Source organism: uncultured Sphingomonas sp. (assembly GCF_913774285.1).
Classification (GTDB): domain Bacteria; phylum Pseudomonadota; class Alphaproteobacteria; order Sphingomonadales; family Sphingomonadaceae; genus Sphingomonas.
Genome location: NZ_CAJYHX010000032.1, coordinates 90946 through 105743, shown reverse-complemented (window position 1 = coordinate 105743; position 14798 = coordinate 90946). Strand labels below are relative to the sequence as shown.

Genomic DNA, 14798 nt, shown 5'->3' with positions numbered 1-14798 from the left:
TCTTCTGTCGCCGGCATGGAGATCTGATCGGCGACAAGGTGATCGTCTACAAACGACTGGAGCATTGGACTATCACGCGCAAAACTGAGCTAACCAGAGCCTGATCGGCGTTCCCGTAAAGGAACGTCGGGCGGGAACCTACCGCCTCGATCGCGCTGACGGACGCCTGCGGGTTACGCTTTCCCAAAACCTGTTCCCAATTCCTTTTTTCCGAAATGGCCAATCGAAGACGGAGAAACGGGAAAGATCGCGCTTAACGAATGGCCGTTATTGGGCGCCCGGATCGCCAGCCTGAACGTCCGGGTTTGGGCGAAAGCGGACGTGGGTACCGGCTCGCTACATGCGGGTATTATCGGTACGCTGCGTGGCAGAAAAACGTGGACGCGGCGGAGGGTATCTCCGCCGGTCCCATATCCGCTTCTAGGGGAAAGCGGACTTTCGCAGGATCGCATAATCGGGGGCCGCTTCTGATCAGAAGCGAACCCCGGTCGGATGGATCATGCAGGAAAATGAATTCCACACAATTTGTTGCCGTCGGGGTCACGAAAATAGGCCAGTTCGATGGTGCCCATCGAGGCCGTTTCGCGCGGTCCGGGCGGAGCTTCGATCGATGTCCCGCCAGCGGCAACGGCGGTATCGTGAAGCTGCTTTACCTGTTCGGGCGAGTCGCAGGAAAAAGCGACCGTGCTTCCGTTGGCAACGCTCGCCGGTTCGTCGTTGATGGGCTGGCTGACGATGAAGTTGGTTCCGTTGCCGTTATTGTAGATCAGACGTGTATGGCCGCTGTCGGCGATATTCCGCGTCCCTTCCCCTGCACCCAAGATGCCGAGTACCGTATCGTAGAAGCGCTTGGAGCGTTCAATGTCGTTCGATCCGACCATGGTGTGAAAAAGCACAGACACTCTCCTGAAGGCTGATCGAATTCCGATCGCTATTAGCAGTCTCACATAACCTGCGCGTGTACCGCGGTCACCCCGGCCCGTGGAATGTCCGTTATTGGGGCGACAGCCGCTATGGTGGAAAATCCACGGGCAGCGGACCACGATTGCACCGGACGGACGGTTCCGACGCATCAAGCGCCTTTTCGCCACACGCCGCTGGACCGCGCGATGATCCAAAATGCGACATTAGCCGTAGGCTGTCGTTGCGCATTGGGAACCATGTGCACGTTCGCTTGTACAGCGTGTGATGCAGATCAAGAGGAGTATTCCTGAGTGCTGCCGCCGCAGAACGCCAGCTACTTGAAGAGCGCGGTCAGATTGAACGCATGGTCAAGGGCTTACGCCTGCAGACCTCATGAAAGAAGCACATATAATGAACATCACAATTCTCGTCCTGCTCGTAGAGGACGAACCGATGCTTCTCATCAACGCCCAAGATACATTGCATGATGGAGGATTTGAGGTCGTTGACGCGAGTAACGCGCAGGATGCCATAAGAATTCTCGAAGCTGATGCAGATAGCATCGCCGGGTTGATCACTGACGTTCGACTTGGCTCCGGCTCAACAGGATGGGATGTTGCGCGTCGCGCGCGAGAGCTGAAACCTAATCTGCCGGTGGTCTACATGACGGCTGAGAGCGCGGAAGATTGGTCGGCTCAAGGCGTTCCCAAGAGCATCTTGGTTCAAAAGCCGTTCGCTCCAGCGCAGCTTCTGACTGCAATATCCACGCTAATCAACGAGGCGAGCACCGGTCTGTGACATTGCCGTCCTGCACCCCCTTTCGAGGTGCGGGACACATACTTGAGCCGCATGGGCACTAGAGTTTAAGACAGCTACTTTGGGCTTTACGGGCTCGACGTTGTTCGAGCCGCCGCCATGGAATGACTGAAACTGGGCGCGAGCTGCCGGTCCGCTTTCTCTGCCGAAGCTGCCGTCGACGCCCTACCCAATAGCACGAGCATCATCGGCTGAGGCGGTGTGACCGGGCCCGCCGCGTACGCAGCGGGTCCGGGGACAGGAGCCGGAAATCCAAGACACCAGCAGGGGCAGCGCTGCGCTAGGAGGATGGCTCCGCGCAGCCCCTGCTGCTACAGCCGTTTTCGCACTTCGAATGGAAAGCTCACCGGGTGTAAGCGCAACGTACAAATGGTACAGCTCAGCAAAAAATTAGAAGTGGCACAGCGGTGCCTTGGGCGCCCTGGACAATGAGGGTGTGCAGCGATGGCGATGCTGACGACGAGTGAGACCGAAATCTATCGGTTCGACACCTTGATGCGGCTCGACCGCTGCGGGCTCGTCCGAGCCGTCGACCTGGATCGACGATGCGAGGAGCGAGCTGATGCACCTCGAAATGGCGCCGAGCGAGAGCGCCCTCTCCTACCTGCAGCCGACACGCACCTATCTCGAGCGGCTCGGCAAGTCGATCGCCTTCTATTCGGACAAGCAAAGCGCCTTTCGGAACAACCGTGCGACGGCCGACGGCGATGGCTTGTCGCACCTGGGCCGCGCACTCGACAAGCTCGACGTGGACATCATCTGCGCCAACACACCTTCCTCCCCTACCTCTTGCGTCGAAGGGCTCAGTCGCCTGTGCGCGTCCGAGCTGAAGCGCGTTCGTCGCGATGAAATCGGCGAGCCTGCTACCAGCACGGCGGCAGAAACGCCGCCGTCCGCGCCGGTCGAACCTCGGCCGTTGAGGCCGTAGAATGAGGGGCCCGAAAGCTGCCCATTGCTGACCGGGATCCGTTCCAATTTCTCATGCCCGAGGCGCCATCCGGGGAAATAGCAATCCGAGACATGTGTTGGGAACGCGAATGGGCTGAACGGCTTGCGAATTGCGCGCCGGGCACCGATCGCAAAAAACATTCTTTTTCGGAAAGGCTAAGCCCCGAAGCTGGTTGAACGCGAAAGCGTATCCCAGTGGTGGCGTTCTGCTTTCATCGCTTCAAGCTTCTGATCGACCAGTCCCAGCGCATCGTCACCTAGGAAGAGGCGAATAGGCGGGTTCTCGGCTTCGACCAGTGAAAGCAACACCTGCGCGGCCTTTGACGGGTCACCTGGCTGATTGCCGCTCTTGGCCTGGCGAGCTTCGCGCAGTGGATTCATTACCTCGTCATAGTCGGGAATGCTGCGCGGGGTACGGTCCATCGATCGTCCCGCCCAGTCGGTACGGAACTGACCGGGCGCAAGCGCGGTGACGTGGATCCCGAAACTGGCAACCTCCTTGCCAAGCGCCTCCGAAATTCCTTCGAGCGCAAACTTGCTGCCGCAATAGAAGCTGATACCCGGCATGGTTATGAAACCGCCCATTGAGGTAACGTTGACGATGTGGCCACGGCGCCGCTCGCGCATCGTCGGCAGGACCGCCTTCATCATTGCGACGGGGCCGAATACATTGGCGGCGAACTGGCGCTGAAGATCGTCCATCGTGGACTCTTCCAACACGCCCTCGTGACCATAGCCCGCATTGTTTACCAGCACGTCGACCGGACCCACAATGTTTTCAGTCTTGGCAGTAGCTACCGGGATCGCATCATAGTCGGTGACGTCCAGGACGAGTGGATGGGCGCGGTCGGGATCGAGCGCCGCGAACGCCTCGGCATCCTCTGACCTCCGCACCGTGCCGACAACGCGATGGCCAGCATCGAGAGCGCCCTGTGCGAAAGCGCGCCCCAAGCCCGAACTGACGCCGGTAATGAGGAAAGTCTTGGGGGAGGAGGTGCGCATACGATAAACTCCGGGATGGCGGAATGGCCGTGCAAGTATATCATGATATAGGAAATCTATGACGTGTCGCAAGACCAACGGGCCCACTGGTGGAAAAGGGGAGCCTGTCCGTCAGCGCGTGCTCGATGCGGCGGAGCGGCTGCTGCGCGACGGCAAGCCTGAGTTTTCGATGCGGGAGCTGGCTGGGGAAGCGGGGGTCAGCTTCGCCACTCCTTTCAACCAGTTCGGCAGCAAGGCCGGGATCATGCACGCTCTTTCCGGTCGCCGTATGGAGGCCATGGCGGCGCGGTATGCCGCCGCGCCGCACTCTGCGGATGTGGCGGGTCGCGTTCGCCGGGCGATCGAGGTGGCGGTGTCCGTCATGCTGGACGAGCCGGCCGTGAACCGCGCGGTGATGGGGGCGATCGGCGCTGCGGGTCCTGTTCAGGCGGATGCGCTGGCACGATCCACGGCCTTCTGGGCAGTCGCTCTTGAAGGTCAGCAGGATCGGCGAGCACCACGCGAGGCTGACAAAAACGAGCTATCCCGACAGCTTGCTTTTGCCTTCCGAGGCATTCTGTCATTTTGGTCGGCGGGCGAGCTATCCGATGCGGAGCTTGGCCCGGCAGCCCTTAAAATCGCGGATGCGTTGATACCGACCTTCACCGGGCAGCAATGACCTTTCCGCCAGCGACCGCATATTCCCAGAACGTCATCCTCACCAAGACGGCCCCGGTGACGGATTCCTGCCGCACATGGTGAAGGTCAAGGGCCCTCACCTGCTGGTGGGTCATTCATCGGGCAGACTCCACGCCCACATATTCGAAGCCTAGTATCCGGCCTAGATACATCGCAGGGCGCACCGAGCATGGTTTGCAACATAAAGCGCCTCACTTCGTCAGCGGAATATTCTTCTGGGTGTTGCAGCGCCCGGCACATTACTGCGAGCTCAACTCGCTCAGCCCGTAAGCGTCCTTACGGTATTGTCGCATAATTGAATATGTTAGGATATTTATTGCGCCTCCAGATACGATTGCAATATCCCCAGAGATGTAATCAACAGTTTGCGCAATCCTGAAATACCACGACACCGGCGACCTGGCGGCGCACCTTTTTCTCCGATTAACAAAAAATATATGTATTCCTAATACATAGCGGCGATGCGTCGCGACCGATCATCAATTCCTCGCGCTTGGGCGACAGCATTTCATGCAAATGTTCGCGGAACCGTAGCTGTGATCGGGGCGCTGTCCCTGCCCATATTGTGCGCGACGGGCGCCGTCTCGGTCGACCTGGCACGCGGCTACAGTCAGTTGATCAGCAACCAGCGCACGGCAGATGCGGCAGCACTCAGCGCAGCCCTCGCCTATCAAGGCGCGAATTCCAATGCGGCCATCCTGTTGCCGACGGCGCAAGATTTGGCCGTTGCCAACGGCGTATCCGGCGCGCGGGTGACGGCAACGATCCTCAACGACACGCCCACGACCGGCGCAAAGTCGGTCAAGGTTACCATCACCACGTCCGTGCCGTTTGCGATCGCGAAGGCGCTTGGATATCGTGGAAGCTATGATGTCGGAGCGACCTCGATTGCTTCCCTCAGCGCCACCAGCGCGATCGCACCGCCCTGCATCATTGCGCTTGCGTCTTCGGGCGTGGGCATCGCAACCAGTGGCGGCGCCACGATCGACACGCCGGACTGCTCGGTTGCCGCCGTCGCCAATATCGAGAACCGGGGTACCCGCATTGCGGCGAAGAACATCGTCTCGGGCGCCGGCAGCATCCTGAACGACTGGGGTACGCTGACCACATCGCTGCTTCGATACGCTGGCAGTTTCACAAACCCGTCCTGGAACACGAACGTGCCGCCAGCGGACAAGCAGGTGAATGCGGCAACGACGATTATCGACCCGCTGGGCGACAATACCGACCTCGCCGCGGCGCGTCAGATCATCGGATCCAGCGTGGCTGCTCGCGCGATCGGCAACCCTGCTACGCCGTCCGGATCGGACTGGACGTTCGGCTTCTCGCCTTCGCCTACCGTCGCTGGCTTTGAGCGAGGCAATTCCGGCAATTTCGTCGTTCCCGTCGGCAAGTACACGATCGGCAAACTGACGATCGATGGCGGGGTGAAGGTTCAATTCGCGAGCGGTTCGACGATCACCGTTGCCAACGGGCTCACGATCGGCGGCGGTTCCACCGTCGTCTTTGGTGATGTGAATCTGTCGGTCAATGGCGGTTTCGACAGCGGATCGAGCGGCGTGACGATGGGAAATGGCAGCCTGTCGATCGGCAGCGGCGCTATCGGCTTCTATGGCCCGAACAGTTTCGGCAACGGCCCGGTGACGATGAACGGCACCTTGTCGCTCGGGGGCGGCGCTACGCTGACCCTGGGCTCGGGCAACCATGCCTTCCGGGCCATCACTCTCGGCGGTGAAAGTTCGCTGAAGATGGGCGCGGGGGACCTGGATGTGGTGTCCGGCATGTTGGTGGATGGCGACTCCACGGTCGCCGCGGCAGCGGGCGATTATCGTATCGGCGCCGACAGCACGGGCAAGGCCATCACCTTGTCCGGCAGCGCTGTTTTCCTGATGGGAGACGGCGCGTTCAGCGCGGGCGGCGACATTGCGACGGCAGGCGGCAGCCGGATCGTGTTCGGGCGCACGGCCAACCATCTGATCAAGGGCAATCTGAACGTCGCCGGCTCGGTGCTCTTCGCCACGAGCCGCTACACCATCGCGGGAAACTTCACCAACGGTACCGGCGGCACGACCTGGCCCTATAAATCGGCGGTCACCGGCCAGACCTATGGGTCGACGCTGGAGGGGGTCGATGTTTCGGGCTATGATCTGGCCGGGATCAACGTCTCGTTCGTGCTTTCCGGCACGGTCAATCTCGCGGGCGGGGCGCGAACCAAGTTCGTCGCAAGCAGCACCAGCGTCGCCGGCGGCGCGATCGCCGACCTGCTGATCGACAGCCTGACCGGCAGCACAACGAACTGGGCCGCAGGGGCGCAGAATGTCTTCGTGGGGGCCGTCCATCTTCCCAATTCCGACCTGACCATGTCGGGCGGCAGCACGACCTTGTCCAACGGCCAGTGCTTCATGCTGATCGCCCGCACCATCACTGCCAGCGGGGGCGCGGCGGCCGGGTCCGCATGCTCGAGCATCGTTGGCGGCAGCGGCAATGGCGGAACCAGCGCGATAGGCCTTGTCCAATGAGCCGCAAGCGGAGAATCACGTCAGACGAGCAGGGCGCAGCAACGATCGAGTTTGCGCTGCTGACGCTGTTCTTCTTCCTGTGCGCGTTGGTGGCGCTGGATTTCGCCAGCTATTTCGTGCAGCGAAGCCAATTGGCGGCAGCAGTATCCGCCGGGTCTATCTCTGCATTCACCAACCGGTCCGCCGTCCCGTTTCAGGCCCTTCCGACCTATATTCAGAACGCCGCGCATCTGTCCGATCCGCCGCAGGTCAGCGTGAGCTGCAACGGCTCCGTGAACGGCTGCGTCAACACCGGGCGAAGCTGCGCCTGCCTGTCGACCACGGGAAGCTATATGAGTGCTGCCTGCGGAAGCAGCTGCCCGTCGGGGAACACGCCCGCATCGACCGCAGGCTATTATCTGCAGATAACCGCGTCGTCCCGGTACCGGGCCGTCGTCTTGCCGCGGGGCATGTTGAACGGGACGCAGATCGTGCAATCCGTTGCGGTACGGCTTCAATGAGCCGGCGGCTCGGCGATGACAGCAGCGGTGCCACTGCGATCGAGTTCGCATTGCTGGCCCCCGTGTTCTTGATGATGCTGTTCGGCATCATCGAGGTAGGGCGCCTGCTATGGGTGAAGCAGGCGTTGACGGAGACCGCCTATAGCGCGGCCCGCTGCGGGGCACTGGCATCTTCCTGCAAGACCCAGAACGATATCAAGGGTTTCGCCACCGCGCACGGGCTGCGACGAGGCCTGCGGCTCAATTCCGCTCTCGTAAGCTATAATGCCAGCACGACCTGCGACGGCAATCCGGGGGCAGTGCAGGTGACGATCCGCTACGACTTCGCTTCGCCCCTATCGGGCTTTATCGCGGCTCTGCCGTCGAGCGTTCAGGCGCATGGCTGCTTTCCGAAGCTGTCTTGAGTTTCAGGGAGAGCTTCTCCTCGGAACATGCGCCCCATTCCCGTGAGTTCGGGCCTATGGCGCCCTCCTGTAACTCAACGATCTCTGTAGATATGTTGCATTCATGGCTCAATCGCCAATGTGGAAGCGCACAAGCCCGCCCGAGCCCAAGCTAGGGCAAGTACAGCACGGTCAATTTGTGCCCATATGTTTTCGAGTGGTGCAGTATAAATAACACTGATTATGCGAACCTTCGAAGCGGAGCTCGTTCTATCTTTCTATCGACAGTGAACCAGCCCTCCCCCTTCGTCGACTGATGAAAGAACCCGTCCCGTTTCACTCAGCCCATTGCCTGAACAATCGCTCCGATCTCGATCGTCGCTGGACGCCCGAACAGATAGCCCTGCGCCTCGGCACAGCCCTCGCGCAGCAGCAGATCCCGCTGGGCATCGGTCTCAAGCCCCTCCGCCAGCACCGGAATCGACAGACTGCGGCCCAGCGCCAGAATGGCGCGGATGATCGCCCGTGCCTGCTCGCTGCGTTCGGATTCGGCGAGGAACGACTTGTCGATCTTGATCTTGTCGAACGGAAAGGCGTGGAGCGTGTCGAGCGAAGAATAGCCCGTGCCGAAATCGTCCATCGCCACTCGCACCCCCAGCGCCTTTATCCGTCGCAGGCCGTGGAGCGCGCGGGCCTTGTCGGCGATCAGCGCGGTTTCGGTGATCTCCAGTTCTAGCCGCGTCGGTGCCAGGCCGGTTTCCACCAGGATCTCGGTGATCACCTCCGGCAGGTCGGGCTTGAGCAGCTGGACCGGCGACAGGTTGACCGCCACCTTGTGCGCGTTCGGCCACGCCGCTGCTTCGGTGCAGGCGGTGCGCAGCACCCATTCGCCGAGCCGGATAATCTCTCCGGTCTCTTCGGCAATCGGAATGAACTCCATTGGCGGGATCCCGCCGAGCTTCGGATGCGCCCAGCGGAGCAGCGCTTCATAGCCGATCAGCGTATCTGACTGGAGCGAGCGTTGCGGCTGATACAGCAGCCGCAGCTCGCCGCGCGCGGCAGCGTAGCGGAGATCGTTCGCAATCACCCTGCGGTGTCGCGCCTGCTCGTCCATGCCAGGCTCGTAATAGCAGATCCGCTCGGCGAAGTCTCCCTTGGCGCGGTACATGGCGAGATCGGCATTGTTGAGCAGCGTCTCGCGATCCATGGCGTCACTGGGAAACACCGCTACCCCCAAGCTTGCACCGACCGCTAGAGAGCCCTGGGCGGCGAACCCGCTGAACAGGCAGCCCTCCAACCGCGCGACAAAGCCCTCCAATTCTGCCGGATTGTCGTAGCGTTTGGCCACCACGAACTCATCGCCGCCTACGCGCGCGGCGATCTCCTGATCTTGCAGGGCTGCCTGAAGGGCCCCGCCGATCTCGCCCAGTACCCGGTCACCCTCGGCATGCCCGAGCGAGTCGTTGATCTCCTTGAAGCGATCCAAATCGATGGCCGCTACCGCGAGGTGCGCGCCGCCTGCCGCAGCCCGGGCAATCTCCGCATCGAGCCAGCTGTAGAGCTGAACACGGTTGGGCAGACCGGTCAGTGCGTCGTGAAGTGCCATGTGCGCGATCCGCGCTTCCGACTGTCGCCGCGCACTGATATCCTCGAAGGTGGTAACCCAGCCGCCGTCCGGCAGCCTGCGACTGTCGATCGAAAGCACGAAATCAGCGTCATATTCGGCGATGATCTGCGGATCGCCGCCGTCCTCGAGCGCAGCAAGTATGCGGCTCCGGCCCTCCGCCACGCGTGCTGCCGGGACAGGGCCGCCCACCCGCGCCTCCAGGGCCTGGCGCGTGACCTCGGTGAGGCTGGATCCCGGCGGACAGGCATCGGGGCCCAGCTGCCAGAGCTTCAGGAAGCGATCGTTGCGCAGAATCAGGCGTTCTTGCGCATCGAACAGGCACAGGCCCTGATGCATGTGCTCCAGTGCCGCATCGCGGTGGCGCTGTGCCTCGGCGACATGGTCGCGGTCCAGTTTTGCCTGCGTCATGTCACGGGTGATCTTGGCAAAGCCGATCAGCCGCCCATTCTCGTCCAGCATGCGCTCGATCGTCACATGCGCCCAGAAGCGCGAGCCGTCCTTGCGCAGTCGCCAGCCCTCGCCGGAGGTCTTGCCTTCAGCCGCCGCCGTGGCAAGCGCGGCATCTGCCGCGCCGCGCGCACGATCTTCCGGGGTGTAGAAACGCGACAGGTGGCTGCCGATGACTTCCGCCTCGGCATAGCCTTTGAGCCGCGCCGCGCCGGTATTCCAATTGGCGACGCGTCCCTGCGTGTCGAGCATGTACAGTGCGCAGTCGGAGATGCCCTTGGCAAGGATGCTGAACTGGCGCTCGCTAACCGCGATCGCCGCGCGGGTGCGGCGGGCGATCAGCGCGCAGCACAGGCACATTGCCAACAGCAGCACGGTGATGATCGCGAGCACGAACGACATCGATCGCGGCGAGAGATTTGCGCCCATTCCCTCGCGTGCCCAGGGGACCAGCTGGATCGCGGTCATGCCGGTGAAATGCAGGCTCACCACCGCCAGCGTCATCAGCAGCGCGGCTGCCGCGCCGCTCCAGGCGGTGGTGCGCTGGACGGCGAGGACCAGTCCAGGCACGAACAGCGCCGCGCCGCAAAGAATCGACAGCACGACATAGCCAGGATGCCATCGTATCCGAGCGGGCATATCGATAGCTGCCATGCCGACATAGTGCATGAGGCCGATGCCCACCATGGCAACCAGGCCTGCAGCGACGAGGGTCGCAACTGTGCTTCGGCGCGTCACCAGCTGAAACGCCGTGACGATCGTGCTGGCGACGAGAAGCAGCGATACCGCGGACAGCCCGACGCCGAAGCCGAACTGAAAGCCCGGATCATAGCCGAGCATCGCGATAAAATGCGTCGCCCAGATGCCGAAGGAGGTCGCCAGTGCGCCTGCAGCCTTCCAGATCGCCCCGTTGCGCGGCGCGCGTGTGCTTTGACGCAGCATCAGCACGGCGGTGAGCGCCGTCAGCAGGCACACCGCTCCGGCAAGCCCAACGAGCCGCAGATCATGTTTCTCGGAAATACAATAAGCTATCGCGAACATCATAACCTCTTCGGTCGTCGCGCAGTCCTACGGTCAAGCCCTTAACATTTGTCTGCCTGAAATTTGGGCGGTCCACCCGCGCTTTGCAGATCGGCGGCCCTTGGCGGCGGAATCAGTTCCGCCGGGTTTGCCGGAGGCGTTAACGCCTGCGCGGAAGCTATTGGGAGGAGCAAGCCTTCCTCTGAAGTACGCGCCTTGGGTGCGGTTGTTTCGACACGGATCAACGGCAGCCTCCGTCGTGAGCAGACGCTCGCGGTGGGGCGGCCCGGACGACCGGCATTGGCCGGCTGCTGCCCGAAGCCGGCAGACCGCGTTCAGGCCAAATATGAACGCGGAGGGAAGTCTCGCCCGTGCGATCCTCGAAACATTTGCCGTCGATCGAAAGATCTTCAATGCCAAGCAGTCATCCCGGCGGCCTGGCCCACGGGGTGCCGCAGCCGTTGAATGAGCGCTCCCATCGTGACCGGCTTCGCAACGTACTGATGCAAGTCGGCGGCCTCGAGCGTTGGAGCGCCGATGGCATTGCCGGGGTCGAAGAGGACGGTGGTGACGACCTCCCGTCTGCGCGCAGCGGCCAACAATGCCGCCAGATCCGCCGCTGATGCGAGGTCCGCGGTGACAAGCATCAGATCGGTAGCACGAGTCATGAGGTGCGTAAGTGCAACATCTGCCGAGTCCACGGCATCCACTACGAACCCGGCCTGCAGCAAAGCATGCAGCGTCATGGCGCGCGCAAGCGGGTTAGCTTCGACAAGAAGTAACCTCTGCCCCGTGAGCGGCCGAGCTGCTTCGATCTCCGCCGCCGAGGCCGATGCGCCCTCCGGCAGGCGCAGTCGAAAGATTGCGCCGGCTCCGAGCGCGCTCTCGACCGTGAGGGTGCCGCCCATCGCCGTGGCAAAGGTGCGCGCTAGCGCCAATCCGACGCCGATGCCGCTATGCGCGCGCGTGGTGCCGCCATCGACTTGGTAGAACTTGCCGAAAACGAGCACCTGCTGTTCCGCCGCGATACCGATGCCGGTATCCGCCACGACAATCTCGGCGCCAGGCTGCCCGTCCAGGGAGGAGGCGGTAAGCGCAACGCCACCCTCGTGGGTGAACTTGACCGCGTTTGAGAGGAGATGGTGAATGATCTGGCCGATCTTTCGCGAGTCACCGGTCAGCGTCTGGGGGCAGTCGGCGCAGTTCAACGTGAACGCCAGTCCGCGCTGCGCCGCTTCGACTGCCCAGCGCTGGGCGACGTTCTCGATCAGCGCGCGCAGTCCGAACGGCGCGTGTTCCAGCGCGATCTTGCCGCTGTCGAGCGAGGCCATGTCGAGCACATCGTTGACCAGGTTCTGCATCGAGCGGCCGGCGTCTTGCAGCACCGCGACCCGCGCGCGAGCCTCTTCGCCAAGCGTGGAGTCCGCAAGCAGCACTTCGCTCATACCCAGGATGCCGTTGAGCGGGGTCCGGAACTCGTGGCTGGTGGTGGCCAGAAACTCGCGCTTGGCGGCGAGCGCCTTGCCGAGCTCGGCATTGCTGGCGGCGAGGTCGCGATTGGCGATCCGCACTTCCCGGCGGCTGCGGTGGATGTGCACCAGCGCGAAGGCGAGCAGTGCTGCCCCTCCAACCGCGACGAACAGCATCCCACCGACCAGCAGCAGCTGGAACAGCGCGCGATCGCGGGCAAATCGGGCGCGCTGATTGGCCTCGTTGGTGCGCAGCTTCTCGATGCGGAGCTGCTGGTTGGTCGCATCGAACCGGGCGGCGAGCAGGGCGGTATTGGTGTCCGTTGCGATCTTCGTCACTTCGTCGTCGATCCGCTTCAGCGCCTTGAGGTGCGCCAGCGCATCGGCGGGCCGGCCGGCTCGGGTATAGATGTCGACCGCAGCCTCGTGCACCTCACGCCAGACGGGGGAACTGACATCGCTGATATGCGCGAACGCAGCGTCGATTTCCGTCACCGCGTCGCCTATCAAGCCGCGCCTGAGCGCGATCTGCCCCCGCAATGCGTGGAGGCTGCCGTCATATTCGGAACTGTGACCGGGGCTCGCGACCGCGGCGGCGTCGCTGTAGCGTCGTGCGGAGGCGAGCTTGCCCTGCTTCAGCGCCGTGCGGGCGAGATTGTTGAGGATGGGCACCTTCAGTCCAGGCTCGCCAGATGCGGTCGCGAGCGCAAGCGCCTGTTGATATTCGCGGATGGCGGCGCCAGGGCGATCCATGTCGAGCAGCGCGTTGCCGCGATTGTTGAAGATCGACATGCGCAGGTTGCGATCGCCGGAATCGACGTCCAGCGCCGCCTGGAAATAGCGGAGCGCCGACTCGTTGTCGCGGGCGCGGTTGTAGAGACTGGCGATCATCACGAGCGCGATGGCCTGCTTGCGCGGCGCGTGCAGGCTGCGGAACAGGTTATGCGCCTGCTGAAAAGCATCCAGCGCGGCGGCGGCGTGACTGCGATTCTGCTGGATGCCGCCCCAGGTCATCAGCAGGTCGGCATGGAGACGCGAATTGGGCCAGCGGATTCGCACCTCCTCCAAGGTGCGCGCGATCAACGGTTCGGCCTCGGCATCACGATCCAGCCGTGACAGTGCCTCGCCTTCGAGCCAGCGGGCCTTGGCAGCGAGGGGGGGCGGCACGGGCCCCATCTTCGCGGCGCCCTGGGCAGCTTGCGCGGCAGCCAGCGCAGTCTTGGGGTCGGCGAACATGCGGTCGATCGCGCGCGCTACCTGCTGCTCAGCAAACGATACCTCCGCGCAGGCAGGCGCTGCGATCAGAAACGCCACACCAATTATGATCGCGCCTGCTCGCATCGTCCTCCCGGCGCGGAAGGCGCGCTTCACCCATTATAGGACCATTGGACTACCGCGCCTCTCTTTCCCTCTCCTCTCTTGCGCCCGTGCCGGCCCCGCCACGGCCAGGCCAGGTCGCGATCTAGCCGACGTCACTCCCAGCTTGCTTGGGTCCGGAAAACACAATCGCTTGACAGTTAAGTCTACATATGTCGTATTCAGCCGATGCCGCGCAACCGCCGCCCTTCCCCACAGATGCTGAAATTGCTGGCGGCGCTCGCCGGCCGTGCACCCCAGTGGTGGCACGGCTATGAGCTGATGAAGGCCACCGGGCTGCTCTCTGGCACGGTCTATCCCCTGTTGATGCGCATGACCGATCAGGGGCTGGTCGAGGCCGAATGGCGTGCGCCCGAGCAGGCAGGGCGCCCGCCCCGCCACGCCTATCGGCTGACCGCGAAGGGCGTAGCACTGGCGCGCGAATGCGCAGCAGTGGGGAGCGCGCCGGGCGGCGCGCGGTTCCCGGCATGACCCGGGTCCTGTCCCGATGGATCTTGGCGCTGGCGGTGCAAAGCCTCGGCGCGCACCGCAGGGCCTGGGCAGAGGCGATGGTGGGCGAGCTCGACGCGGCCCAAGACGACCGGCGGCCGCTGCGCTTCGCGCTCGGTTGCCTGGCTGCGGCGTGGCGAACCCTGCCGCAGCATCGGGAGGGCAGGTCCGCACTGGCGCGCTACGGCGTTGCGTTCGGGCTGTTTCTTCCGGTGTCGGCGGTACTGCTCTTGGCCGCGCTATACGGACTTCCGTTTGTCGAGGGACGCGGCGGGCTGGCGGGCCTGATTTCCGGCAGCGGACCTGATGGGTCCCTGCTCAACGCCGGTTCGCAAGCGATCGCGCCGGCGTTGACGCTCGCCATGCTGCAGCTTGCCGCGTGCCATGTGCCCCTTGCATGGTGGGTGCTGGAGCAGGATTGGCGGCGTGTTGCGACCACCGCCTGCATCGGTGCGGCGACCATGACGACGCTGCTGCTCGTTACGGCCTGTGCGGCGCTGAACGTTGCCGCGATCCTGCAGCCGGCACTTGTCCTCGCGTTCGAGCTCGCCGCCGTGACGGTGCTCGCGCGGTGGCATGCGGCGCACGACTTTTTGCAAGAGGGGTGCTGACCCCCCGGT

At 63.1% G+C, this 14798-nt stretch carries 12 protein-coding genes; 8 read left to right on the top strand and 4 right to left on the bottom strand.

Annotation, left to right across the window (positions count from 1 at the left end; translation table 11 throughout):
* Positions 1-497: 497 nt before the first annotated feature.
* Positions 498-896 (bottom strand): VOC family protein, encoded by a 399-nt coding sequence (locus QZ670_RS18310; protein ID WP_066763442.1) that lies wholly within the window; start codon positions 894-896, stop codon positions 498-500.
* A gap of 400 nt (positions 897-1296) precedes the next feature.
* Between QZ670_RS18310 and QZ670_RS18305 the strand changes: the two genes are divergently transcribed.
* Together QZ670_RS18305 and QZ670_RS18300 are read left to right on the top strand one after the other, a co-directional pair.
* Entirely contained in the window at positions 1297-1701 is a 405-nt protein-coding gene (locus QZ670_RS18305; RefSeq protein ID WP_294258173.1) for a response regulator, read from the top strand.
* A gap of 580 nt (positions 1702-2281) precedes the next feature.
* Positions 2282-2647 carry a hypothetical protein gene (locus QZ670_RS18300; protein ID WP_294258171.1) on the top strand — a complete coding sequence of 122 codons (366 nt, stop codon included), beginning with the start codon at positions 2282-2284 and terminating at the stop codon, positions 2645-2647.
* A gap of 176 nt (positions 2648-2823) precedes the next feature.
* Here QZ670_RS18300 and QZ670_RS18295 read toward each other — a convergent pair whose 3' ends face one another.
* Entirely contained in the window at positions 2824-3669 is an 846-nt protein-coding gene (locus tag QZ670_RS18295) for an oxidoreductase (protein WP_294258168.1), read from the bottom strand.
* A gap of 58 nt (positions 3670-3727) precedes the next feature.
* Here QZ670_RS18295 and QZ670_RS18290 point away from each other — a divergent pair, with 58 nt between their 5' ends.
* The 4 genes from QZ670_RS18290 (at position 3728) to QZ670_RS18275 (ending at position 7770) form a co-directional block, all read left to right on the top strand.
* Complete coding sequence (locus QZ670_RS18290; RefSeq protein WP_294258165.1) at positions 3728-4327, top strand: TetR/AcrR family transcriptional regulator; 600 nt, start codon at positions 3728-3730, stop codon at positions 4325-4327.
* A gap of 556 nt (positions 4328-4883) precedes the next feature.
* A complete protein-coding gene (locus QZ670_RS18285) occupies positions 4884-6866 on the top strand; it encodes a hypothetical protein (RefSeq protein WP_294258163.1) in 1983 nt (660 codons plus the stop codon).
* Entirely contained in the window at positions 6863-7366 is a 504-nt protein-coding gene (locus QZ670_RS18280) for a TadE/TadG family type IV pilus assembly protein (protein WP_294258160.1), read from the top strand. Before QZ670_RS18285 ends, QZ670_RS18280 begins: the two co-directional genes overlap by 4 nt.
* Entirely contained in the window at positions 7363-7770 is a 408-nt protein-coding gene (locus tag QZ670_RS18275; RefSeq protein ID WP_294258158.1) for a TadE family protein, read from the top strand. The genes QZ670_RS18280 and QZ670_RS18275 overlap by 4 nt, the downstream gene beginning before the upstream one ends.
* 319 nt (positions 7771-8089) lie before the next feature.
* Here the strand turns inward: QZ670_RS18275 and QZ670_RS18270 are convergent, their stop codons facing one another.
* Together QZ670_RS18270 and QZ670_RS18265 are read right to left on the bottom strand one after the other, a co-directional pair.
* Positions 8090-10798: an EAL domain-containing protein gene (locus QZ670_RS18270; protein WP_365894695.1), complete on the bottom strand. Its 2709-nt coding sequence runs from the start codon at positions 10796-10798 to the stop codon at positions 8090-8092.
* Between the two features lie 455 nt (positions 10799-11253).
* The gene (locus QZ670_RS18265; RefSeq protein ID WP_294258153.1) at positions 11254-13683 is read right to left on the bottom strand and encodes an ATP-binding protein; all 2430 of its coding nucleotides are present in this window, start codon (positions 13681-13683) and stop codon (positions 11254-11256) included.
* 174 nt (positions 13684-13857) lie between these two features.
* On the opposite strand from QZ670_RS18265, the gene QZ670_RS18260 reads away from it, so the two are divergent.
* Together QZ670_RS18260 and QZ670_RS18255 are read left to right on the top strand one after the other, a co-directional pair.
* Positions 13858-14160 carry a PadR family transcriptional regulator gene (locus QZ670_RS18260; RefSeq protein ID WP_365894692.1) on the top strand — a complete coding sequence of 101 codons (303 nt, stop codon included), beginning with the start codon at positions 13858-13860 and terminating at the stop codon, positions 14158-14160.
* Positions 14157-14789 (top strand): hypothetical protein, encoded by a 633-nt coding sequence (locus QZ670_RS18255; protein ID WP_294258149.1) that lies wholly within the window; start codon positions 14157-14159, stop codon positions 14787-14789. Before QZ670_RS18260 ends, QZ670_RS18255 begins: the two co-directional genes overlap by 4 nt.
* Positions 14790-14798 lie beyond the last annotated feature (9 nt).